We start from the raw sequence: 24,403 nt of genomic DNA, 5'->3' as shown, positions 1-24,403 counted from the left end.
ATAGAAATTCCAAATCTCTACTGTTTTCATCAATATCAATTGTATTTTTGACCCCTCATTTAAAGAATGGAATTATGAAGACTTGGTTTACCTGTAAGGTGAAGTATATGAAGGAAGACGAGCAAGGTCGCACTAAAAGCGTGAGCGAAACTTACTTGGCCGATGCCCTTTCTTTTACCGAAGCCGAAGCTAAAATTTATGAAGAAATTGGCCAGCGTGTAATGGGCGAATTTCAAGTAACTGGCATAGCAAAAAGTAGGGTAACCGATGTTTTCGAATACCCAGATGCTGATACATTCTTTAATTGCAAAGTAGTATACATGGCTGCAGATGCCGATTCAGGTAAAGAAAAGAAGATTTCTAACTTGATGATGGTAACCGCCAGCGATGTAAAACAAGCTTATGAACGTATTCGCGAAAGCTTGAACAATATGTTGGTTACCTTTACCATTCCTGAAGTGAAGGAATCGCCAGTTTTGGAGATTTTCCATCATACAGCAGAGCAAAAAGTACCAGAAGGTTTTAAGCCTATTGCTGAAGTTCAGGGTTCACCAGAAGAAGACGAAGAAGATGACGAAATTTGATCAAGTAAATCCCGCAGCATTCGAATGCTTAAGGGCTAAATTGAAAAGTCAGGGCATCGAACTTCAAGGCATTAGCGGTTACCTTTCCAAAAATGGAATTTCGCTCGATTTCAATTACTCTGAAGCCGAAGAAAGCCTAAGCATTTCTAATTTGGAAGTGGGTTTTCCTGCCTCAATGATTGGCATGAACAAAGACAAAGTACTCGGTATTTTGGAGAAGGCCATTTCTGAATGTAGAGGATAAAAGATGAACAGCAAGTACATTTTGGGCGCACTGATTACCATTCCCCTGTTGCCAATTATGTACTTTCAAGGCAAAAGAATACGCGCCAGCGTGCCTTCCTTACCCGAAGCCAGAGGTACTGAAGGAACAGTCACATCATTCCCTTCTTCCGAACCACTTAAAATCATTACCCTTGGCGAAAGCACCATTGCCGGGGTGGGTGTGAAAACGCACGAAGAAGGCTTTACCGGAACTTTTGCCAATCACTTGGCCACTGAACTCAATACAAATATCAACTGGAAGGTATATGCGAAAAGCGGCTATACTGCTAAGCGCGTAACGGAAAGGTTAATCCCAAAAATTAAAGAAACAGAAGCCGACCTCCTCGTGGTTGGCCTTGGCGGAAACGATTCGTTTACTTTCAACAGCCCAAATCAGTGGGCAAAAGATATTGATGCTTTGATTATTGCTTTGAAGAGAAAGTTCGGAAACACTCCGATTCTCTTCACCAGCATGCCCCCAATTAAGCTATTTCCTGCTTTTACCAGCCTCATTAAGTTTTCTATGGGGAACTTGGTTGAAATGATGGGCGAAAGGCTTGAGCAAACCATCGCCAAACATGAAAATGTTTATTACGATGCCCAGAAAATCAGTTTTGAAAATTGGATCGATAAAATAGATCCGTCCATGACCACTTCCGATTTCTTTAGTGATGGCGTTCACCCCTCTAAACTTACCTATCAGGTTTGGGCAAAGGAAACCGCTAATTATGTAGTTCAGAATTCGCTAATCAAGGCTTAGTTTCTACTATACTCTGAGAAAACCCTCCAAAAGTTGATGCTCCTAGATCAACAGGAGTTAATGGCTTCATTCAATCAATAAAAGAGAACTTTTGGAGGGTTCCGACCATTAATTGTGGATATCAAAGTCCAAAATCTAAATACTAGGTACTCAATACTACTTCAATACCCATACTTTTCTTTCCACATGGCTTGTAAGCGCTTGCGCATTTCTTCTTCGCGTGGGTTTTTACCCGGGTCGTACAGTTTAGTTCCTTTGATTTCGGCAGGCATAAATTCTTGGTTTACAAAGTTGCCAGGGAAGTCATGCGAGTATTTGTAGCCTTTGCCATAGCCCTCTTCCTTCATCAATTTGGTAGGCGCATTACGAATAGGCAATGGCACTTGTAAATCGCCCGTTTGACGCACCAAAGCTTGGGCTTCATTTATGGCCATATAGGCTGCATTACTTTTAGCGGAAGCCGCCAAATAAGTAACGCACTGCGACAAAATGATTCTACCTTCAGGATAGCCGATCATACTCACCGCCTGAAATGCATTGGTGGCAATTACTAATGCCGTTGGGTTGGCATTGCCAATATCTTCCGAAGCCAATATGACCAACCTACGGGCAATAAACTTGATGTCTTCACCGCCTTCAATCATTCTCGCTAAATAATACACCGCAGCATTGGGGTCGCTGCCGCGAATAGATTTAATGAAAGCGGAAATGATATCGTAATGTTGTTCACCCGACTTATCGTAAATGGCCACTCGCTGTTGTGCAATGTCGATTACTTTGTCATCCGTTATCTCTACTTCTTCTCCTCCAAGATTCTCCACCACCAAATCGAGTAAGTTTAGCAGCTTTCTGGCATCGCCACCAGAAATACTAAACAGTGCTTGGGTTTCCTTTAAATGGACAGTTTTCTGACTCAAAATCTTATCCTTCTGAATGGCGCTTTCCACCAAACGAAGCAGGTCTTCTTTAGAGAGCGCTTTGAGCGTGTACACCTGCGATCGCGACAAAAGGGCCGAGTTAACCTCAAACGAAGGATTTTCTGTGGTAGCACCAATCAAGGTAACATCTCCCTTTTCTACCGCACCCAAAAGGGCATCTTGCTGCGACTTATTAAAGCGGTGAATTTCGTCAATAAAAAGAATGGTTTTCGATTGAAATTTTGCTCTTTGAATTACTTCTCTTATCTCTTTTACGCCAGAACTGATGGCACTCAAAGGGATGAAAGGCGCTTTAACCGTATTCGCAATAATATTGGCGATGGTGGTTTTACCCACACCAGGAGGTCCCCATAGAATCATGGATGGAATTCCTCCCGACTCTATGGCCCTGCGCAACACCCCGTTTTTTCCTACCAAATGTTCTTGACCAATCAGGTCGTCTAAAGTTTGGGGACGGATGCGTTCGGCAAGGGGTTTTTGAGACATTTCCATGCAACGAAATTAGGAAGGTTATGTGAGAAGAGTGATGACAACTCGCCAAAAGTTATTCAACAATTTTCTATGGTTCTATATAAGTCGGTTTTATTACGAGCTAAACTTTTGGAGAGTTTATCAAGAGCATCAAAACCTTCGCTCCCACTGGCTGGCTTGTTGTTTTTTTCGCATTTCGCCAGAGTCAATCATTTCTTGAAGGCGGGGCAAACGTTCCGCATTTTTAGAGGTCATATGCCAATAACCGCAGTCACGACATTCATATACATTCTGTGGCCCTTGGTGCTCTGCAAAGCCTTTATAGATATGCTGATCGATCAGGGCATTTTCGGCCAAGTGCTGAGAATCGTATTGAATTTTACCTGAGGAGCAACGCATAGCGCAAAGATACTGAAGAGGAATTGGTTAAGGTAATCTAAATAAGCAAAACCCCAAGTCACCTTGATTTAACAGACTGCAAAGTATAAGCTCTTCATGTCTATTATCAAATAAATATGTTAATATTTCTGATTTTCTCTAACCTAATATGTTAAGAATTATGTCACTTGTATAATACGGTATTTTCATGTAGCCTCTCATAAACCATTCAGAATTTAAACAGGTCAACACAGGGTCGATCATAGACGACAATAAATTTAACTCGTTTATTATTATAATCTATATAGATTTAGTACTTTACTAAACCATGCCTCCTAGGGAATAAAGTTTACTGCCGAATTTAACGATTGTCTGTTATTAAATCATGAATGAAACTTCTTTTGACTTCTTTAAAGAACTCAACAAAGAAAACCATTATAACCTTTTATTTCCCAAGAGAGAGGTTGGCTTGGCTATAGCTTGGTTGTATCAGCAAATTCTTGATGGAGCATTTCGGGACGGCACTTTTAAAGAGTCTGACATTCACGAAGCTTTGGACAAAATGCACCCTGGAGCCAAAGAGCCAGATCACCGGAAACAGACCGATCACTTCAATATCGTTGTATCAGATCTGCAACACTATTTTATACGATATGATGAGGACAGACAGGCATACTTCTTTAAGGAATATGGTTGTGAATTTTGCAAGCGTGCTTCGGAAACATTATATGGCAATTTTGAACCGACACGAATAGAAAAAATATGTACAGAACTAAAGAAGGACTTAGAAGCTTGCGATACAGAATCAGTCCTTAAGGACTGGCTGGACATTAAGTTTAATACGTTCAAGCCACAGCTAAGACATCAGATAGACTATCTCGAACGACAAATTGATCAGTCTGTTCACGAAATAAGACAGAGCCAGATTAAAAAGGACGATACTTCTATACTCGAAAACCTCAAGGAAATCAGCGAACGTTTTGACCTGATCCGGAAGCAAAACAAAGAGTTGAATGCTGCTTTTCGGGAATTAGACCACATCAAACAATTGCTGGAACAGAAAGCCATTCGCATTGATGATAAAGAGCTGAGTGATAAGGTATTTTCTGTTCAACAATTCATTCAGGAGATGAAAAAGCTGTTGAGCATGGTAGACCAGCGTTTAGACCGTATTCAACCCAAGGTCAAACAACTGTTCACCAATCTCAATAAACCCCTCTTCAATACCCGAATAGAAAATTTTTTGGTTTACCTACTGGAATACAGCACAGTGGAAACGGTACATTCCAAAAAAGTATTGCAGCTACCCGATCCTGTACCAGAGTGGATTTTTTACAGGCAGAAGCCGAAGTTTACCATAGTAGAGCGTAAGAAAGACCTTTTCCCTTCTACCGCTAAAAGGAAACACACGTACACTGAAAATAAGGAAAACAAAAAGAAAGTCTACCAAAGATCCAGGGAGCGGTTTCAGCAACAAAACAAGGTCGACATCTGGTTAAATCAAATCAAGAAAGACCTGCAGCAAACACCTGAGATTTCGTTCACTCCCTACTTTTTTAAAGCCTTAAATGAAAACGATCAAAACCTGGAATTGGCTATTGACCTTGCTTACCGGGTGCTTCAGGAGCATAGCCTGTATGGATGGCAATTGTACTTTGATGAGGGAATGACTGAAAATCAGGGAAATAAGCCTTTACAGATTCGGAAAATGTTGATCCAAAAGAAGCAGCATGAAGCAGTTTGACTTTTTCTCCGATCCCGAAGCCCCTGAGCTTTTTGCCCGGTTGGACTATGCCTTAAAAGAAGGTGTGTTTATCCAAAATGTAGTTACCCAATCCGATTGGTTTCGTTTTTTGGAAAAGCATGAAGATTCCTTAAAAGACTATTATCAGGAGTTTTATCAGGTATTTCTCGATCATGGAGGCGAGTCTTCCGAAAAGTATTATTTCCTCAACTTCGGCTCTGGATCCAGAGGCAATATTGATGCAGAACACCGGTATTTTATGCCCAATGAGTATGTCATTGTAGCCTTTATGCTCTACAAAATTGTCTTTATAGACGGATATGTGGAACTCCATTCCGTAAGGCAACTTCAGCGCTTGATCCGACTGGAATATGAAGACCTTAAACCCGGCCTTTACCGCACCCTTGCAAAAGCCAAGCGCACCAATCCCACGCGAATGAATGATGATGCGCTGGATAAGATCATTTCTGATGCACTTAGGGAATTCTCTAAAATTGGTTGGATTACATTAGATGACGACACCTTTGACACCTGGCCCGCTTTTCAGCGTATCCATAAAATTTACGCAGACTACATCAACGGCCTGGAAGAGTGGCTGAAGACCAATACTCCTCTATGATATGAAAGAATTCCCTCGTCTGTACAGTTTATCCACTCTGGGACTCATCCATCACCAGGATTTTAACTATCGGTTTCACCCTTTAAGAACCGATTTTATTGGGGATAGCGGAACGGGAAAAAGCATGATCAGTGACTTGTTACAACTCATCTTTGTAGGTTCAGCCGCATTCGAATCGGCCACTAAGGGTACGGACGAACGTAAACCGGCTGGCATGGTTTTGCAATCAACAGGCAGAGGCACCGATATGGGCTACGCCTTTTTGAATGTAGAAGTGAAACAGAGTCAGTTCATTGGCCTGGGAGTCTATATAGAATCTACCGGAAGTCATACGGAAGCCTTCATTGTACAAAGCGGATACAATTTTGAGCAATTAACTTCCTTTGCAAAGCCTCTTGAAACCCAACATTTCTCAAAGAATGAAGAAATTCTTCCGCTGGATGTTTTAAAAGAACATTTGGAAAATGAAGGCCTTATCTGCGAATCTTGGCAAAGATTAAAGAGCTATCACGAGATCCTTTACAATAACAATCTCCTGCCGCTCAATTTGGCCGAGAATGATAAAACCCTAAAGGACTTTGCCCAGATCATCCAATCCTTTTCAAGAGGCAAAACACTTGAAACTAACAAAAGTAGCAGCTTAAAAAACTTTCTGTTTGGAGATAGTGAAGCCAAAAGAATTCACAAGAAGTTCAAAGAAGCCGTGAAAGATTTTGAATCGGAAATGGGGGAATATGGCAGAAACAGACAGGAAATTGATCGCGTTACACGGAAACAAAAAGACTATGCTGAGCTAAAGCAAAAGAAAGATAAGCGAGACGAAACGCAAAGAACCTGGCTTAAACAAGACCTCTTGTACAAGTACCAAAACCGAAACACACTTCTGGAGAAACTGAAGGAAAGTATATCGGATTATCGCCAAGCCTCCCAGTACTTAATGCAGGTGGAAAACTGGGCCACCACAGAAAATGACAAGATCAGCGAAGCCTCTCAAGGAACAGCAGACCAAACCGACCGGGCAAAAATGGCTTATGATGATCTTGTACCAGAACATAATTCGCTGAAAAAGGCTCAAAATCTGCTCGTAAAGCTAAATTGCAACGCACAATCCCTTCAAAAACACTACGAACAAAACCGTGCCTTACGCCATCAGAACCACATCATTAAAGCCATTCAGAACAACCTTACCGCTATAGGTTTGCAAACCTATTTTAAAGAAAACCAATGGCCGGAAACTTATAAAGAATTTGTAATCGCAATTCAGGCCAAACTGGAAAAGTTAACAGCAGAACTAAAGCTAAAAAATACACTTAAAGGTTATGCCAACCTTACCAACCCCGAATCTTTGGGATATTGGGCTTTGCATCAAGAGAGAGCACTTAGCCGGGAAGAAGAAAGTGCCCTGGTGCATTTTCAAAAATTACCCCGTGTTAAACCCGTTGATCGCGGACAATTTTTACCCTCACCTGAGGAATTTATCCAGGCACTTTCCATAATAGATCCGGAAGAGGATGGATTTTGGCTGAACTTAAATGGCATCCGGGAATTCGTATCTTATACTCCCCAGCGCATTTTTGATACCACAGATAAGGAAAAGATTAAAGCCTACTTTAATGCTTTTAGTGATAAACTGGATTCCGAGATCGATTTGCTTCAGGAAGAAACAGAGCAGCTAAAGAGTTTGCAAAGGCTATTTGAGGAAAGAGAAAACCCCAAAAAGGAATATGAAACCTATCGACAGCCAGACAAGGAACTTCCCGAACGGGAGATTGATGGCCTTAACCTGAGCCAGGAAGAATTTGAAAAATCACTTCACTGCCTTAAGGACGAGAAGAGGATTACCGAAGATTATGAACAGGCACATAAAGACTACCAGCAAGCTTTAATGGATAATGAATGGAGGGAGAAAAAGCAGAAAAGCCTTAAAGCCATTCTCGAATTGTTGACTAACCCTGCCAAAACTTCTACACAGCCCAATGAGAGATGGAAAGATAATGGCGATACTACAGCTCAATTCAATGAAATACTGGAAGAGTATACTCTTGAACCCGAGACTATTGAACATTACGATTTTGACAGTGAGGAAACAGAAACTATAAGCTCCAAAATTGCGAGTCACCAACAAAAAGTTGATGCTCGCCAAATAGTTGATCTTTCGAACCACTTTAAAGAAGCTGACAAAGGGTTGGAAGATTCTAAAACAACCTGGCTGAAATTCAGCGATCAATTGCCCAATCTTGAAGAAGGAGAGTACCATTATGTACAAGAACCTATTAAAGAGCGGTTAGTATTCAATACAGCAGAAACAGACTATCAAGCCCATTACAAGCATATAATCAGCACCTATTTAATAGGCGATCAATATAAATTCGGAACCAACTTCGATTTTATGGAGCTAGGAGAAAACCTTTTACCAGAGGCACTACGAGATCAGGCGGTTACGGAACAAAATATTATAGACCGAATTCAGCACTACCTCAATGAAATCAATGAAAAGAACCGTCAAATCACCTCTCGTAAAATTCAGAAAATAAAGTCCATTTTAGATGAAGTAGATGCTGCTGTAGGCGAACAACTGAACGTTGCTCGGAGAATTGATAATTTTTTTACTGCCGATGAAAAGCAGATCACAGGCGGTTACCAGGTGCGGCTAAACAGAGCCCATTCTTCTAACTACCTCAAAGAATGGATTAACACTTTTAAAAATGATGTAGACAATCAAACGAGCCTTTTTTCGGATAATTCCGGCAAAGATCTTTTCAATGAATTGGCCTTAGAAAGAAGCTTGGAAGAGGTTATGGTCAAAGCCTTTTATACTTGTGGCGGTTCTAAAACTGTGAAAGCAGATATTCCAAGGCTTCTCGATCCCGCTTCCTATTACGATCTTACTTTTTCAATGAAGTCGGCTACTGGAAGAACCAACATTGGCAGCACCGGACAGACCTATGCGGCTATCTCATTATTATGTATTGCCCGTTTATCGGTAATAGGGCGGAAAGAAAAGGAACGTCAAAAAACGGGTTTGCGCTTTATGCCCATAGATGAAGCCGAAGGCCTGGGCTCGAATTTTGACCTGCTTTACGACATTGCTGAAGAGTACGACTACCAGATTATTTCCATGTCTGTAGGCTCCGTTGGCCGTTTTAGAGATGGAGCGCAGTATGTATACATCTTACATAAAAATACAGACCAAGACGATCCTGTCAATTTTCCACCTATGGCCATCTGGAGTCAAGCCGATATAAACTATGAATAAAGACCATATCCATAATAGAAAACTCACATGGCGTCACCTCAAGGCGTTGAATGAGCTTTATGAAAAGGGGAAAACCAGGAGCAGTCTAAGAGGGCACGATTATATAGAGCATCTGATTAACCGTAAGAAATTCATCAAACCCAAACCAGGAAATCTAAACATACTTGAAGCGCAGAAAGACTACTATCCCTTTTTCAATGAGCACCTCTTACCTTACTTCCAGCGATACAAGGACTTTTTTGAGCAAGAGCAACTTGAACATGACGGCAGACGTCCCTATCCTGAAGAAGATATTCTCACCTTAATGTTTATAGCCGCCAAAAGGGATACACTCAAAGCAGAACTCACCACCCAACGGACTTTCTCCACCAATATATTTAAAGGCAAAGGCTCCAAGTACCTGGAACAGCAGGAAAGCATAAAAAAAGCCGTTTGTAAAATTCTGGACATTCAGGACTTCCCCGAAAAAGACCCCAAAAATCTGCAATGGCGTTTTGTGGTAGACTGCTTACAGCCCGCTCTTATCGTTCTATGCGAAAACATCAATTACCTGAAAGACCCTTGGCCAGCCAAAGAGAACAATGTAGAGCTTTGGTATGTAGGCGGAAACAACACCCGAATTATCGAAGATATTCCCGATGAAAAGCTACGTTTACCCATTTATTACTCCTGTGATTGGGACTACCACGGTCTGAAGATCTTCATAGATATTAAGACCAAATTGGAGAAAAAAGGAGTAAGTCTTTCGCTATTAATGCCTCCTAACACTATAGATCGATTACCAGTAGATTCCCCTGATCACAATAGCTTTTGGAATCATAAACAACCACTTTCAGGACTAGAGATTACCGATTTTCAACCGGAGCATATCCAACTCATAGAAGAACTGATCAGCAAAGATCAATGGATTGAGGAGGAAGCGAGTGGGTTATTAGAGATAATATTACACAACGAAGTCCAGCCAAATTTATAATTGAAAAATTCTACACTTATTACACCCCAGACCGAAACTCGCACTAAGGCTTCGAAACAACAGGCATTGATTTAAAAAATAAAGCCCACCTTCGCGCAAATGCGCTTCGGTGGGCGAAGGTGGAGCCGGAGGGGTTCGAACCCTCGTCCAGATAAGGAACACTAAGCGCCTTCTACATGCTTATTTGCTGATTAGTTTTCGAGTGTAGCAAGGTCAGCAACCAACCTAATCTACACCTTATTCGCAATTGATCTTACCATTTCCATCACGATACCTAGAAATGGCCAGGTTTGCGTGTGATGCCTCGATTTCTCACCCGGCAAACCAGGGGGTGAGAGAGACACATTGCTACTAATTCTTAATTAGGCAGCAAGGGCGTATTGTCTTTCGCCAATTATAAATGTGAAAGTTTTATTTAAGGGAAATACTCACAACTCCCTGCATGCTTACACTTGCATTACACCTACTGTCAATTCCAGTCGGCCCCATGTTATATAAGTAAAGGCCGTTTGCCTTTCCATTGAATCTGCGAAAGTACGGTCTTTTCTACATCTTCTGAAACATCTTGAACAAAAGAATGTTGCTAGAAAGTTTCAAAACCCGCACTTATACTTATTCTTTAAAACCCTACGCCCCTAAAAAGGTTATGTAAGAACAAATTTAAAAAACGCATTATGAAAACTACAGATAGAACACTTTCACAAGTATTGGCAGAATTAAACGAACAAGGTTTTAAAGAGCAATTTACGGCCAAGGAAAAGAATATTGTGGCCACAGCCAGCAAAAAGGAGTACACACCTTACCAACTCAAAATCGTGAAAACGTATCGCTTTGATGGCATGACGAACCCAGGTGATGAGGAAGAGATTTTTGTAATCGAAGCCAATGATGGCACCAGAGGTACATTAATTATGGCTGGAGGCCCTGATCAGTCGCAGAATGTAGAGTTGGTGAAGGAAATTCCTGAGGCTGCTCCATTGGACTAAGCGTGTCATCAAGAGAAATCAAACCAGAGGTTAAGATTCTTGCGGTTATTCCTCCGTGCCCACGCATGGCGTTATAACCGCCATTTCCTAAGTTCTCTTCCATTCTGGAACAAGGATGACAATCGCCAGTATGTTCCAACACTGCATTTCCAATTCGGAATTTCTTTCCTTTTAAGGCTTGAAGATTAATTCCTTCCACAACAATATTTCTTCTTAATAATAAAGGGTTAATTTCAGCTTGGCCAACCATAGAAGCGACAGCCTTAATATGCTCAGCTTGAATCAGCGTTACTTGCCTCTTTCCTCCTTTTGATGCGTAATGGTCGCCTGCTAAACCTACACCTTCAATGGCATTAACTTTTTCAATAGTTATTGGCAATTTTCCTCTTTCAGGTCGAATAGAAATAAAAATCACCTTGCCAGCTTGAGCAAACTGGTTGGTTAAATAAGGAATCGCCTTTTGCTCTAGTGAAAGCTTCATTTATTTCTTCGGTACAAGGTTTTGAACTTGTTCATTCTCTGGAACCCGGTAAGGCTGAAATGGAATTTTGAGCAGGTTCACCATATCATCATTCTCTTTAGGATTCATATGGGTATCAATCCCATAAATCAACTCTTTCGTATCTTCCACTTGGGCAAAAGTGCCGAAAATACGATCCCAGATAGAAAAGATATTTCCGAAGTTAGTATCGGTTAAAGGTTGCGTATAATGATGATGCACCTTATGCATTAATGGCGTAACAAACAACCAAGAAAGCACTCTATCTACTGATTTCGGCATGCGAATATTAGCATGAGTTATATGAGCAAAGAGCACAGAAAGGCTTTGGTACACCATAATAAGCCACATAGGTGCGCCTACAATAATTACGGCAAGAATAGTAAATCCAATTCTGAAAATGGTTTCACCTGGGTGATGGCGCAAACCCGTAGTAACATCTACCGTGGTATCGCTATGGTGTACCAAATGAAATTTCCACATCCATTTTACTTTGTGCTCGGTATAATGCACTAAGTAAGCGCCAATAAAATCGAGCAATAAAACACCTACAATCAATTGTCCCCAAAGTGGTAATTCTACGATATAAAGGAGTCCAAACTGATTATTAGCAACCATATCTGAAGCCGCCAAGAGTACACCGGCTAAACCAAAACCAATAATGGCTGTAGTTAAGGTGAAAAATAGGTTAAGCCCAGCGTGTCGTACTTTTTTATACTGGAAAGTAAAGAGTGGAAGCGTGCCTTCGACAACCCAAAAAACCACCACTCCGCCAATTAAAATCCCCGCCCGAAACTCTGTGGGAATATTATCAAAGAAATTTACCAAACTTTCCATCTTACAATTTATTCTGCCTGCCTAACATATGCAACGTTCAAGCTTAATTTAGAAAGCATAATTCTTTAACTTTCAATCATTAATCATCGACCATGAAATTAAGAAGCCTCCTTACCTCCTCGCTTTTCTTTCTTACCATACAATTATCGTTTACTCAAGAATTCTCACGCGCAGTTCGTCCTTATGTAGCTGTTCAGGAAGATATTGTTGCCCTTACGCATGCTAAAACCATTGACGGCACTGGTGCAGATATCAAAACGAATCAAACTTTGGTTTTCGAAAATGGAATTATTACCGCCATGGGAAATACGGGTGAAGTATCGATTCCGGCTGGCGCGAAGGTGATTGACTGCACAGGCAAAACAATAATGCCCGGAATGGTCATGCTTCACGAACATATTTTCTACCCCAAACCTTTCGATGGAATTTTTAGCGTTTCGCAAATGACATTTACTTTTCCTCGTCTGTATTTGGCCGGAGGTGTAACCACCATTCGTACTGCGGGTAGTATTGAACCGCAAACTGATTTGAACATTAGAAAATGGATTGAGGAAGGAAAAATGTTGGGTCCCAAAATGGACTTAACAAGTCCTTTTATAGAAAGAGAAGGCACATCAGTACCGGAAGTGGGTGTGATTGAAAGCTCAGACGAAGCTGCAGAAATGGTGAATTATTGGGCAGATCGAGGCATCAATTCCTTTAAAGTTTATCAGAACATTACTAAGGAAGACTTAAAAAGCGTAGTAAACGCTGCGCACGCCAAAGGCAAAAAAGTAACTGGTCATATCTGTTCTGTCACCTATCGTGAAGCAGCCGAAATTGGCATAGACAATATTGAGCATGGTTTCTTCCAAAGCTCTGATTTTGTAGGCGACAAGGTAGATGACTTCTGTCCTGCTTTTAAACGCGGACAAGCATTACGTGCCTTACCAGTAGACGCTCCAGAAATGAAAGAATTGATGGAATTCTTAATCGAGAAAGACGTAGCGGTAACTTCTACCCTTACTGTTTTTGAACCTTACACCAATAGAGAAGTAGTTTTGGGTGGTGGTTTAGAAGCCATGAGTCCTGAAATTCGTGAAAGCCTAGAAACTAGCCATAAGCGTCAGCAAGGAAGAGACTCTACTTCTATTATTGCATTTCAAAAACAAATGGCTTGGGAGAAAATGTTTTACGAAATGGGCGGAAAACTTTTGGCAGGCACCGACCCCACTGGGGCGGGTAGAACCATTGCAGGCTACGCCAATCAGCGCATGATCGAGCTTTTTATTGAGGCAGGCTTTACGCTAACAGAAGCAATAAAAATATCCACTTTGGATGGTGCTAAATTTTTAGAGCGTGCCGATAAAGTAGGCTCGCTAGAAGTAGGAAAACAAGCCGACATCCTGATCATAGATGGAGATTTAGAAGCGGATGTGAGCAATATCCGTAAAATGGAAATTGTGTTTAAAGATGGCGTAGGCTTTAATTCACCTTCCATTTTTAAATCAATGAATGGCAAAGTAGGTATGTATTAGATTTCAATTTTTTAAATAGACAATAATGAAGAACATTTTTAAGCCAGAGGTAACTCAAGAGGTCATTGACAGAATCAATAAACTCACACCAGAAAGCCAACCGCTTTGGGGCAAAATGAATGTGGGGCAAATGCTAGCCCATTGCAGTGTGACTTACGAAATGATTTATGATGGCACACATCAGCCACCAAAAGGAATGATGAAATTGATGTTGAGGTTTTTCGTGAAAGGAATGGTGACAAGCGAGAAGCCATATAAAAAGAATTTAAGAACCGCTCCTCAGTTTTTAATGACTACCGAAAAAGACTTCGAAACTGAGAAAAAAAGACTGATTGACTACCTCTCAAAAACACAAGAACTTGGCGAAGCACATTTCGACAATAAGGAGTCACTTTCGTTTGGACGACTAAGCATCAACGAATGGAACAATATGTTTTATAAGCACCTTGACCATCATTTAAGTCAATTCAAAGCTTAATCTCACGCTAATAAAACATATCACAACTTTTAGTTTATCAGATCACAGAAAGCTCCTATTTTTATTTTTACTTTACTAAATACAAAGTATCTCAGATAGATTAATTGCAATGAGGAAAAACAGTTCCTTTTTATCAATAACCATATTTCTAATTGGTTACCTATTTTGTCACCTTACACTATCAGCGCAATCAAGAAATGACAATAGTGCTGAGGTCTTAACTTATGATAAAAAGATAGAAATTGAAGGGGAAAAACTTTCAGTTTGGGTAGAAATATCGATTCAAATCAATAATCATGACGGTCAGCATATGACCCAAGTTGCTATACCTTTTTCAGCATCGAATAAGATCAAAGACCTTAGTGCATCAATAATTAATGCCTCTGGCAATGAGGTAAAAAAGCTAAAAAAGAGAGATGCTGTAGATGTAAGCAGCATTTCTGGTTACTCCCTTTACGAAGATGATTTTAATAAAGTCTTTGAGTTAAGCTACAATCAATATCCTTACGTGCTTAAATACAGCTATTCTATTTCTTACAATGGCTTTCTTTCGATTGATGAATGGACTCCTGTAATAGCTCTAAATACAAATACAAAAAAGGCATCATTAACCTTAACCACACCAACCGACTTTCAATTATCAATAAAAGAACAGAATATAAATCAAGCCATTAAAAATACAGAAGGTGGTAAAGTGATTTATAAATGGACAGGAAATTACACTGCTGAAAGCATTAAAAAAGAAGTATTTTCTCCTCCTATTCATGAGCTCATTCCTAAAGTCTCAATAGTACCTCTGAACTTCGAATATGGTCCCTCTGGAAGCTTTCAGTCATGGCAGTCTTATGGAGAATGGCTAAATCAGTTGAGCTATGGCCTTCATGATTTACCTGAAAGTGAGAAGCAGGTTGTCAAAAATTTAACTCAAGATTTGCCAGATATAGAGTCAAAAGCCAATGTCCTTTATCATTATTTACAGGATAATATTAGGTATATCAATGTTGCAATTGGTATTGGAGGAATGCTTCCTTACCCCGCGAGTTACGTGGCTCAAAATAGATATGGTGACTGTAAGGCATTAACCAATTACATGCAGGCACTTTTAGCAGAAGCGGGTATTGAAGCCTTTTGTACTGATGTATATGCAGATGAAGTACCTATTGATATCGACACTAATTTCCCAAGTCAGCAGTTTAATCATGTCATTTTGGCCATTCCAACCAAAACAGATACACTTTGGTTAGAGACCACAAGTAACATCAACCCTTTTGGTTATCTAGGAACCTTTACACAAAACCGTAAAGCGCTTTTAGTCAATTCTTCTCAAAGCAAAATCATCCAGATTCCTGCAATGACCAATGTAGAAACGCGAAGAGACACACGAATAGATATTTCCATCCAAGCTAAAAATAAAATACAGGCACAAGTAAATAGCAAGTTCAGGGGCGATGACTTTGAAACCTTACTATACTACATGAAAAATGAATCTAAGAGTGAAATAGATCGTTTTGCAAAATCAAAGCTACCCTATCAACAGTCTCCATCAACCATCACTAAAATCAACCAAGAAACGCGTGATTCTCAAGAAATAATAGTGGAAGCTGAAATGAATCTATCCGACTATGGTCAGCAGTTTGGAGAAGCCAAAGTCTTGAATTTACCCAGACTAGATTTTCCAAAAATTGAAAGACCAAGTGAAAGGAAATCTCCTCTCTTCTTTCCTTACCCTATCCATTATAAAGATGAATTTGAGATAACAATTGATGAGAGCATTAAGGTTACTCTTTCAAATGGAAATGATAATATTGACTCAATTTTCGGAAGCTTTTCCGTTACATCCGAAAAAATAAATAATAAGATTATTCTGACTCGAGAATTTATAATTAAATCTGGCCGATACAAACCTGAAGATTATACTGATTTTTTTGAATTTATATCTTCTATTAATGAATCAAGAGCCAAGACATTAATCACGCTAAAATAATTATGACAGCTTATTTCAAACCTCTTTTCGCCACTCTCCTTTTTTGTTTTTGCTTGAGTTTGAAGGCTCAAAGAGAGAAAATCAAATTTGGAGCAGTTAGTTTATCGGATCTTCAAAGTGATGATTTCGAAAAATACGAGGATGCTGAGGCAGTTGTTCTTTTTGATGGAGGAGTGGCTAACTTTATTGAGGAAGAAGGCAGGTTCATTATAGTGTTTGAAAGAACCAGACGAATTAAGATTTTAACAAAATCTGGTTTAGATTTTTCAAATATCAATATTCCATACTATCAGCAGGATATGCGAAATACGGAATTGATTTATGACATTAAAGCAATGAGCCACACACTGGTAAATGGAGTTGATCAGAAAAATGAATTGAACAAAAGTGATATTTATGACGAAAAGATCAACAGCAATTGGCATCAAAAGAAATTTGCTATTCCAGGAGTTAAGGAGGGGTCGGTAATCGAATATTCTTACATATTGAAATCACCTTTCATGTTTAACCTTCCTGACTGGGAGTTTCAAAGTAAAATACCTACACAATACAGTGAGTACGAAGTGCATGTGGTGCCCTTTTATGAATACACCTACCTAGCACAAGGGATTAAGAAGTTTGATTATTCAAACTCACATGTGGGAATTGGTAGCCGAAGGTTTGCCACGATAGACTTTAAAGAAATGGTGTACGAGTTTGCCATGAAAGACACTCCTGCATTTACTGATGTTCAATACATAACCTCTATAAATGATTATATAATCAAAATGGATTGGCAGCTGGCAAAAATTATTCGTCCGAATGGTTCAAAAGAAGAAATAATAACTACTTGGGCTCAGATGGTTGAGAGCATGCTCAAGTCTGATAATTTCGGAAAGTTCATCAAATCGAGTTCAAAAAGTGTAGAGAAAATGATCAAAGATGATCAGCGCCTACAAGAAATTTCAAAATTGGAAAACTTTGAAAAAGCCAAAGAACTCACTCGGTATGTAAAAGAAAACTACAGATGGAATCGAATGAGAGGAAAATATGCCTCTAAAAATGTAAAGGAGTTTCTAAATGAAACTACAGGATCTACTGCGGAACTCAACCTTTTCTTAATAGGAATGTTAAGGGCTTTTGATATTGAAGCTTATCCCGTTATACTGAGTACTCGAGATCATGGAAAGATAAAGATCGATTACCCTTTCGAGAGTTTTTTTAATACTTTGGCCATTTTAGTTGAGGTAGATCAGCAGCTTTATCTCACAGAAGCCACAGAAAAAGAGTTAGAATTTGGTAAACTACCCGCTGAATACCTCAATGAGAAAGGGCTAATCATAGATAATGAAAAACAAGGTTGGGTCGATCTAAATATAACCTTGCCTTCTTTAGAAAGTGAGGATATGAAACTTACATTGAATCCATCAACACTTAAACTTGAGGGGGAATTTGTAAAAACATTAACCGATTACGATGCCCTCCGGTACATAAGAAACAAGAATTTAATTCAAACAGAGCTTAACAATAGTTATAACCTTATTGGAGATATCCAATACCCTGAAACAAACTCTCCTTCAACACCTTATACACTTAAGTATGAAGCTTCATACCCAGTGTCAACTTTTGAAGGAAAAATTTATTTTCACCCATTCTTGAACAAGGCTCCTACAATAAACCCACTAAAAGCCGAGGACAGAACTTACCCCGTAGATTTTACCTACAGTCAGAAGAAGCAGTTTAATACAATTATTGAGATTCCAGATGGCTATTCTTTTTCAGTAATACCTGAGAGTGTTCAATTTTCAAACTCATTAATTGATTTCTCATTTGAAACTCTTTTAGACCCTTCTAAGCAGAAAATGATAGCAATTTCAACTTACGTATTAAAAAAAGCCGTCTATGACCCTAAAGAATACAAACAGCTTAAAAGTTACTTAGCACAAATTACTGAGGCTTACAATAAGCAAATCACAGTGGAAAAACAGTGATTTTTATTTAAATTCCGTTTTTAGCTTTCAACACCTAAGTTCAATATGAAAAGAATAATCTTTTCCATAACTATATTATTCACGTGCTTCTCGCTTCTTGCCCAAAAACACCAAGAAAGGCTCAGTGCAATTGATGTTCAGCATTACCGGTTTGAAATTCAATTGACGGATGATTCTGACAAAATCAATGGAGTTGCTTTGGTTACAGTGAAGTTCAAGAAGGATCTTCAACAGTTCGATTTAGACCTTGTTAGAACAAAACCAAGTGGCAAGGGCATGACTGTAATTGCCTTAATGGCCGATGATAAAAAAATACCTTTTGAGCATTCTGGGAATAAATTAAACATCAACTATGCAGGCAAGGCAGGCCAAAGCCAAACTTTCACTATTGCCTATGAAGGAATTCCAGAAACTGGCCTTATCATTTCCAAAAACAAATTTGGCGACCGCACCTTCTTCGGAGATAATTACCCCGATCGTGGTCAACACTGGCTGCCCATTGTAGATCACCCTTCTGACAAAGCCACTGTGGAATGGGTGGTAACTGCACCGAGTCACTATCAGGTAGTGGGCAATGGGCTTTTGGTAGAGCGCACCAATATTAATGATAAAACCATGCTCACACATTGGAAAACAGAAGTTGAACTCCCTACCAAAGTAATGGTGATTGGCGTAGCTCGTTTTGCAATTCAGAATGTAGCCAATGTTTATGGCGCAACAGTTTCTAGTTGGATTTACCCTCAAGACAGAGAAAAAGGCTTTTATGATTATGCTCCTGCAGCTCCAATTTTAGATTGGTTTATTAACCATGTGGGTGATTACCCTTTTGCCAAATTGGCCAATGTTCAATCTAAAACACAGTTTGGAGGAATGGAAAACGCAGGTAATATTTTCTATTCTGAAAACTCTGTAACAGGAAAACGAAGTGTAGAAGGACTACTCGCACACGAAATTGCCCACCAGTGGTTTGGTAATTCGGCATCGGAAGGCAACTGGCATCACGCTTGGTTGAGCGAAGGTTTTGCTACCTATTTCACCATTCTTTATATGGAACAAAAATATGGCAGAACCAAGGCTTGGGAAACTGTTTTAGGAAATAGAAATCAGGTAATTGCTTTTAGTAAAAAGAACCGAGTACCTATTGTAGACACTTCTGTAGAAAACTATATGGAAATTCTGAATGCCAACACTTACCAAAAAGGCGGCTGGGTGCTGCATATGCTTAGAAAAGAAGTGGGTGACGAAATGTTTTGGGAGGCCATTCGCCAATACTACGACAAGTACAAACTATCAAACGCTTTATCAGATGACCTAAAAGAAGTGTTCGAATATGTATCGGGAAAAGACTTTGATACCTTTTTCAAACAATGGGTGTATCAAGCAGGTCAGCCAGAAATAGAAGCCACATGGAGTTACTCTAATGGCCAACTAAACTTAGAGTTGAACCAAACCCAGAAAGAAGATTTCACTTTCAATTTAGAAATTGAATTAGTGTATTCGGACGGTTCAACAGAACGAAAAACCATTCTAGTTAACTCAAAAAACCAAAAATGGACTCCAAAGCTAAACAATAAGCCCGTTAAGGTAATTCTTGACCCAGATGCATGGTTACTTTTTGAAGCTACTTTAAAGGAAAAGTAGGTTTTTTGAACCGAAAACCCTTTTCAACAAAACCCTTATCTTTGCGGCTTATTCAATAACAAATGGAAACGAAAGACAGCAACGGCAACATTCTTGAAGACGGTGATTCAGTTCACGTAACCAAAGATTTAAAAGTAAAAGGAATGAACACTACCTTAAAGAGAGGTAACCTTATTAAGGGCATTCGACTCACGGGTAGTCCGGAAGAAGTGGAATGTAGAGTAGGTAAAAGCCAGATTGTTCTAAAAACAATGTTTTTGAAGAAGGCTTAAGTCTAATTTTTAGAAAACTTCAAGGAGATTGATTTGCCTTCCTCCGAAATCAAATGAATCTCCTTTCTTTTTGCCCAGCATAGCCCTGCCGATTGGTGAAGCTGGCGAAATTGCGAAATAAGCCTCCCCTTCCACCTTAATTTGCCCTAACGAAACTGAAATAAAATATTTAGCGCTTGCGGTAATAGCCAAAGCGCCAAGTTCAACTTGTTCGTTCCTCTTATCAATATTGATTTGAGATAAGCCCATTTTCATTTTAGAAACCTCTGAAAGCTGGGTAGCTAATTTCTCCTTTTCGAGGTGCATCATAGCACGTCCAGTTTCATACTTATCACCAGCGCTACTCTTTGTTTCCTCATTGGCCGAAGCCTGCGCATTACGCATAGCATCTTCGATATGTGTCACTCGTTCATGAACAAGTTTTAAGCATGAATCATAAAGTTTGGCTTTGGCTTCTAGCATTCACGCAAAATGGTTCAAGAAATCCTCCCTTACAAATGGTATGAACAAATTTCTTCAAAGCCCGCCTAATGCGACTATAGTTTAGAAACTTAAAAAGTATTGTTAACTTTCAAACCTAACCGAGACTCACATGCTTTATGAATTAATTTATTACAGCAAAGCTGTGCTTAATAGTGAAGATTACGATATAGAAAGTATTCTTGAAACCGCACGTGAGTTTAATACCAAACATCACATTACTGGCTGCCTTCTTTTTCACAACAATCAGTTTTTACAAATACTGGAAGGAGATTTTAATCAAATTAACGCACTGTACAAAAACATTCGAGCTGACCAGCGACATCATAGCGTCATTACCCTCTGTATGCGAGAAATTGACACCTTATCTTTCAGAAATTGGAGTATGGCCTATCACAAATTCACGAATGACACTATAAAAAGCACCCTTGGCATTGATGATTTTCATAAGATTATAGAGAGTGAAAATTTTGGAAAAGCATCCAAAGACATTTTCAAAAAAATAAGCAAAACAATTCTTGAGTCGGGTTAAAAACGGGCGGCCAGCAAAAGGCCCAAGTCTTTAAAAGGAAGGTTGAACCTTCTAGCGATTGCCAAATTAGTTGTACTTCCTTTATAGGCATAAACCCCCTTATTAAACCACCCATACTGGTACATCATATCATCTACCCCACCTACTTCCGCAATTTTTAAAAGAACGGGTGTTAGTATATTACTCAAAGCCGTGGTAGCGGAACGAGCAGCCCTAGAAGCGATGTTTGGAACACAGTAATGAATCACGTCATATTTCGTAAAAGTAGGCTTATCGTGACTCGTGCATTCAGAGGTTTCTATGCAGCCACCTTGGTCAATAGAAACATCAATGATTACAGCACCAGATTTCATTTGAGACACCATTTCCTCTGTCACCACACAACGAGCTCTGCCCTTTTCTGCACGCAAGGCGCCAATAACAACATCTGCAGATTTTAAAGATTGTGCCAATGTTACCGAGTCGATGGTAGAGGTGAAAACCTGGCTTCCAAGCTTATGTTTTATTCTTCGAAGTTTATAGAGCTCATTATCGAAAATTCGAACTTCGGCCCCTAAACCCAAAGCCGCCCTAGCTGAATATTCGCCTACGGTGCCTGCTCCTAGAATTATAACTCTGCTAGGCGGAACTCCTGTGATTCCACCTAAAACTACCCCCTTCCCCCCACTTACGGTACTCATTAATTCAGATGCGATGGGAATGGCCATACTCCCTGCCAATTCGCTCATGGCATTCACAATAGGAAGCCCACCTACTTTGTCTTCCAACATTTCGTAGCCAATGGCGGTAATTTTCTTTCTGTTTAGGGCATTAAAATATTCAGCTGATGAGCTACCCAATTGTAAAGCGGAGAAAAGGGTTGAACCAGGTTTCATCAAAGCAATCTCCTTTAAGGTAGGCGGTTCAACTTTTACGATAATATTAGCCTCAAATGCTTCCTTATTCGAATAGACTATTTTTGAACCTTGTTCGCTAAAGTCGTTGTCTAAGAAAAATGTCTTTTTACCTGCACTTTGCTCTACTAGTACCTCTTGTCCATTATTAACCAAAATACCAGTAGCAGCAGGGGTAAGCGCAATCCGACTTTCCTGATACGATACTTCGCTGGGGATTGAAATATTAAGCGACTTACTCCCAGACTTCACTTTCATTAACTTTTCTTGGGGGTAAAGGCTACTCTCCTTGGCCAATTCAGCAAACCCCGATTTCTTACCCTCAGTCATGTTTAGTCAGTTTAATTACTCTGGAACTATCGTCTAATACCTCAATGAATATCTTCATATACTCATCAGGAATCAATTCACTAATTTTTTCAGGCCATTCGATCAAACACAAATTACCAGAATCGAAATATTCTTCCACTCCAATATTGGCCAATTCTTCAATGTCTTCAATTCTATAAAAATCGAAATGGTAAATGGTGCGTCCACTATTAGTCAGGTATTCATTTACCAACGAAAAAGTTGGGCTCTGCACTAAATCCATTACTCCCAAATTACCGCAAATTGCTTTTGATAGTGTGGTTTTACCAGCTCCCATTTGCCCCATTAGCAGCCAAATATTATGCTCCTTACCAAAGGCGGTTATTTGTTGGGCTACGTTTTCCAAATCGTTTAGCCCTTTTGATTCCAAGCGCAATTCAGTAGTCATTATGCCCTTTTCGAATTTAGCGAAATAAAAGGAATAATCATTTCGTCCATAGAGATACCTCCGTGTTGAAACGTGTCTTTATAGTACTTTACGTAATGATTAAAGTTATTCGGGTAAGCGAAAAAGAGGTCTTCCGTGGCAAATGCATAGGATGTAGAGACATTTGGTCTTGGTAAGTGAATTTTCTCTGGGTCACGCACCGTATAAATAGCCTGACTTTCTTTATAGCCCAAATTCTTTCCGTGCTTATACCTTAAATTGGTATTCACCGATTTATCTCCGGCAATTTTAAAGGCCTTTTTAACTCGGTATGTACCGTGATCGGTGGTAATCATTACCCGTAAGCCTTTGTCGCTAATCATTTTCAAAAGGTCGAATAATGGAGAATGTAAAAACCATGATTTAGTTAATGAACGATAAGCCGATTCGTCTGCTGCAAGCTCACGAATCATTCGCATATCGGTTCGGGCATGAGAGAGCATATCTACAAAATTGTAAACCACAACATTCAAATCATTCTGAAGCAGGTTATTAAACTGGTCGTTCAACTGCTTTCCTTGTGAAGAATGAATGATTTTATTATAGCTCGTTTTTATGTTCAACCTTAATCTTTGAATCTGCCGCTTTAAGAACTCCTCTTCATTATTATTCTTACCTTCCTCATCTTCATCATTATCGCTCACCCATAAATCACTTTCCCTTTTCGACATTTCTAAAGGCATTTGACCTGAGAAAATAGAGTTTCTGGCATAAGCTGTAGTGGTAGGCAAAATCGAATAATAGGCTGACTCTTCTAGTATATTAAAGTAATCTGTCAACTCACCTTCAATGGTTTTCCATTGGTCGTAACGCAGATTATCAATCACAATAAGAAATAAAGGTTTATCCTTTACTTGAGGAAACACCTTTGTTTTCAGCAAGTTATTCGAAAGCAGTGGTCGATCGATATTGGGATCATTCAACCAATCTTCGTAATTATCGATTACAAACTGAGCAAAATTACTATTGGCTTCAATCTTCTGCATATCCAGAATTTCGGCCATGCTCTTGTTTTCAGTTTTATCAATTTCAAGTTCCCAATACACCAGCTTTTTATGAATTTCCACCCACTCTTTATGGTCCATATATTCATTATAGGCCATACTGATGTTTCTAAATTCCTGCTGGTATTCAATATTGGTGCGCTCTGTTACTAGCCTTTTATTATCAAGAATTTTCTTTACGGAAAGTAAAATCTGACTTGGATTCAAAGGTTTGATCAAATAATCAGCAATATGAGAGCCAATGGCTTCTTCCATAATGCTTTCTTCTTCGCTTTTAGTAATCATTACCACAGGCAAAGTAGGCCGCTTACTCTTAATGTATTTGAGGGTTTCTAGCCCCGTCATACCAGGCATATTCTCATCTAAAAAAACCACATCAAACTGCTGGTTTTCAACCGCCTCAATAGCATCTGCCCCACTCGCAACTGGAGTGATGTCATATCCTCTATCGGTAAGAAACAAGATGTGTGGTTTAAGCAGGTCTATCTCATCGTCTGCCCATAAAATATTATATCTTTGCATAGCTT

Annotated in this window: 23 protein-coding genes and 1 other RNA gene; 15 read left to right on the top strand and 9 right to left on the bottom strand. The window is 39.5% G+C overall.

Annotated elements, in window-relative coordinates; genetic code table 11:
- Window positions 1-74: 74 nt before the first annotated feature.
- Genes OB69_RS10760 through OB69_RS10750 form a run of 3 tightly spaced genes read left to right on the top strand, consistent with a single transcriptional unit; the run spans window position 75 to window position 1,608 of the window.
- Window positions 75-584, top strand: a complete 510-nt coding sequence (locus OB69_RS10760; protein ID WP_053223728.1) for a DUF4494 domain-containing protein — start codon at window positions 75-77, stop codon at window positions 582-584.
- Complete coding sequence (locus OB69_RS10755; protein ID WP_053223727.1) at window positions 571-828, top strand: hypothetical protein; 258 nt, start codon at window positions 571-573, stop codon at window positions 826-828. Before OB69_RS10760 ends, OB69_RS10755 begins: the two co-directional genes overlap by 14 nt.
- Before the next feature lie 3 nt (window positions 829-831).
- Window positions 832-1,608 (top strand): SGNH/GDSL hydrolase family protein, encoded by a 777-nt coding sequence (locus OB69_RS10750; RefSeq protein ID WP_053223726.1) that lies wholly within the window; start codon window positions 832-834, stop codon window positions 1,606-1,608.
- A gap of 161 nt (window positions 1,609-1,769) precedes the next feature.
- Here the strand turns inward: OB69_RS10750 and OB69_RS10745 are convergent, their stop codons facing one another.
- On the bottom strand, window positions 1,770-3,032 hold the full coding sequence (locus tag OB69_RS10745; RefSeq protein ID WP_053223852.1) for a replication-associated recombination protein A: 1,263 nt from the start codon (window positions 3,030-3,032) through the stop codon (window positions 1,770-1,772).
- A 135-nt stretch (window positions 3,033-3,167) separates the two neighbouring features.
- A complete protein-coding gene (locus OB69_RS10740; RefSeq protein ID WP_053223725.1) occupies window positions 3,168-3,416 on the bottom strand; it encodes a hypothetical protein in 249 nt (82 codons plus the stop codon).
- 364 nt (window positions 3,417-3,780) lie between these two features.
- Between OB69_RS10740 and OB69_RS10735 the strand changes: the two genes are divergently transcribed.
- From OB69_RS10735 to OB69_RS10715, 4 genes are read left to right on the top strand one after another with little or no spacing between them, the layout of a single operon-like run.
- Window positions 3,781-5,139 (top strand): hypothetical protein, encoded by a 1,359-nt coding sequence (locus tag OB69_RS10735; protein ID WP_053223724.1) that lies wholly within the window; start codon window positions 3,781-3,783, stop codon window positions 5,137-5,139.
- The gene (locus tag OB69_RS18475) at window positions 5,126-5,758 is read left to right on the top strand and encodes a condensin complex protein MksE (RefSeq protein WP_053223723.1); all 633 of its coding nucleotides are present in this window, start codon (window positions 5,126-5,128) and stop codon (window positions 5,756-5,758) included. The genes OB69_RS10735 and OB69_RS18475 overlap by 14 nt, the downstream gene beginning before the upstream one ends.
- Before the next feature lies 1 nt (window position 5,759).
- Window positions 5,760-9,014 (top strand): hypothetical protein, encoded by a 3,255-nt coding sequence (locus OB69_RS10720; protein ID WP_157608548.1) that lies wholly within the window; start codon window positions 5,760-5,762, stop codon window positions 9,012-9,014.
- Entirely contained in the window at window positions 9,007-9,987 is a 981-nt protein-coding gene (locus OB69_RS10715; protein WP_053223721.1) for a hypothetical protein, read from the top strand. The genes OB69_RS10720 and OB69_RS10715 overlap by 8 nt, the downstream gene beginning before the upstream one ends.
- Window positions 9,988-10,104: 117 nt before the next feature.
- On the opposite strand, the gene ssrA is transcribed toward OB69_RS10715, so the two are convergent.
- Window positions 10,105-10,474: a transfer-messenger RNA gene (ssrA, locus tag OB69_RS18225) on the bottom strand.
- A 187-nt stretch (window positions 10,475-10,661) separates the two neighbouring features.
- Here ssrA and OB69_RS10710 point away from each other — a divergent pair.
- Window positions 10,662-10,973, top strand: coding sequence for a hypothetical protein (locus tag OB69_RS10710; protein ID WP_053223720.1), 312 nt, complete (start codon window positions 10,662-10,664; stop codon window positions 10,971-10,973).
- Here the strand turns inward: OB69_RS10710 and OB69_RS10705 are convergent.
- Window positions 10,897-11,454 (bottom strand): MOSC domain-containing protein, encoded by a 558-nt coding sequence (locus tag OB69_RS10705; RefSeq protein WP_053223719.1) that lies wholly within the window; start codon window positions 11,452-11,454, stop codon window positions 10,897-10,899. The genes OB69_RS10710 and OB69_RS10705 overlap by 77 nt on opposite strands.
- Complete coding sequence (locus OB69_RS10700) at window positions 11,455-12,309, bottom strand: sterol desaturase family protein (protein ID WP_053223718.1); 855 nt, start codon at window positions 12,307-12,309, stop codon at window positions 11,455-11,457.
- Window positions 12,310-12,401: 92 nt separating this feature from the next.
- Here OB69_RS10700 and OB69_RS10695 point away from each other — a divergent pair, with 92 nt between their 5' ends.
- The 6 genes from OB69_RS10695 (at window position 12,402) to OB69_RS10670 (ending at window position 20,171) form a co-directional block, all read left to right on the top strand.
- The gene (locus tag OB69_RS10695; protein ID WP_053223717.1) at window positions 12,402-13,826 is read left to right on the top strand and encodes an amidohydrolase family protein; all 1,425 of its coding nucleotides are present in this window, start codon (window positions 12,402-12,404) and stop codon (window positions 13,824-13,826) included.
- Between the two features lie 25 nt (window positions 13,827-13,851).
- Window positions 13,852-14,304: a DUF1569 domain-containing protein gene (locus OB69_RS10690; RefSeq protein WP_053223716.1), complete on the top strand. Its 453-nt coding sequence runs from the start codon at window positions 13,852-13,854 to the stop codon at window positions 14,302-14,304.
- 109 nt (window positions 14,305-14,413) lie between these two features.
- Window positions 14,414-16,288: a DUF3857 domain-containing protein gene (locus OB69_RS10685; protein ID WP_053223715.1), complete on the top strand. Its 1,875-nt coding sequence runs from the start codon at window positions 14,414-14,416 to the stop codon at window positions 16,286-16,288.
- Window positions 16,289-16,341: 53 nt separating this feature from the next.
- On the top strand, window positions 16,342-18,258 hold the full coding sequence (locus tag OB69_RS10680; RefSeq protein WP_185096898.1) for a DUF3857 domain-containing protein: 1,917 nt from the start codon (window positions 16,342-16,344) through the stop codon (window positions 18,256-18,258).
- Window positions 18,259-18,303: 45 nt separating this feature from the next.
- Complete coding sequence (locus tag OB69_RS10675) at window positions 18,304-19,899, top strand: M1 family metallopeptidase (RefSeq protein WP_053223713.1); 1,596 nt, start codon at window positions 18,304-18,306, stop codon at window positions 19,897-19,899.
- A 62-nt stretch (window positions 19,900-19,961) separates the two neighbouring features.
- Window positions 19,962-20,171 (top strand): alkylphosphonate utilization protein, encoded by a 210-nt coding sequence (locus tag OB69_RS10670; protein ID WP_053223712.1) that lies wholly within the window; start codon window positions 19,962-19,964, stop codon window positions 20,169-20,171.
- A gap of 9 nt (window positions 20,172-20,180) precedes the next feature.
- Here the strand turns inward: OB69_RS10670 and OB69_RS10665 are convergent, their stop codons facing one another.
- Entirely contained in the window at window positions 20,181-20,633 is a 453-nt protein-coding gene (locus OB69_RS10665) for a GreA/GreB family elongation factor (RefSeq protein ID WP_053223711.1), read from the bottom strand.
- Window positions 20,634-20,763: 130 nt separating this feature from the next.
- Here OB69_RS10665 and OB69_RS10660 point away from each other — a divergent pair, with 130 nt between their 5' ends.
- On the top strand, window positions 20,764-21,183 hold the full coding sequence (locus OB69_RS10660; RefSeq protein WP_053223710.1) for a BLUF domain-containing protein: 420 nt from the start codon (window positions 20,764-20,766) through the stop codon (window positions 21,181-21,183).
- Here the strand turns inward: OB69_RS10660 and OB69_RS10655 are convergent.
- From OB69_RS10655 to porX, 3 genes are read right to left on the bottom strand one after another with little or no spacing between them, the layout of a single operon-like run.
- The gene (locus tag OB69_RS10655; RefSeq protein ID WP_053223709.1) at window positions 21,180-22,406 is read right to left on the bottom strand and encodes an alanine dehydrogenase; all 1,227 of its coding nucleotides are present in this window, start codon (window positions 22,404-22,406) and stop codon (window positions 21,180-21,182) included. The two genes, OB69_RS10660 and OB69_RS10655, sit on opposite strands and share 4 nt — an antisense overlap.
- Entirely contained in the window at window positions 22,399-22,833 is a 435-nt protein-coding gene (gene tsaE / locus OB69_RS10650; protein WP_053223708.1) for a tRNA (adenosine(37)-N6)-threonylcarbamoyltransferase complex ATPase subunit type 1 TsaE, read from the bottom strand. Before tsaE ends, OB69_RS10655 begins: the two co-directional genes overlap by 8 nt.
- On the bottom strand, window positions 22,833-24,398 hold the full coding sequence (porX, locus tag OB69_RS10645) for a T9SS response regulator signal transducer PorX (protein WP_053223707.1): 1,566 nt from the start codon (window positions 24,396-24,398) through the stop codon (window positions 22,833-22,835). Before porX ends, tsaE begins: the two co-directional genes overlap by 1 nt.
- Window positions 24,399-24,403 lie beyond the last annotated feature (5 nt).

Source organism: Roseivirga seohaensis subsp. aquiponti, assembly GCF_001267955.1.
Lineage (GTDB): Bacteria > Bacteroidota > Bacteroidia > Cytophagales > Cyclobacteriaceae > Roseivirga > Roseivirga seohaensis.
Note: the sequence above shows the minus strand (reverse complement) of the source record. Positions and strands in the feature narration are given on the sequence as shown.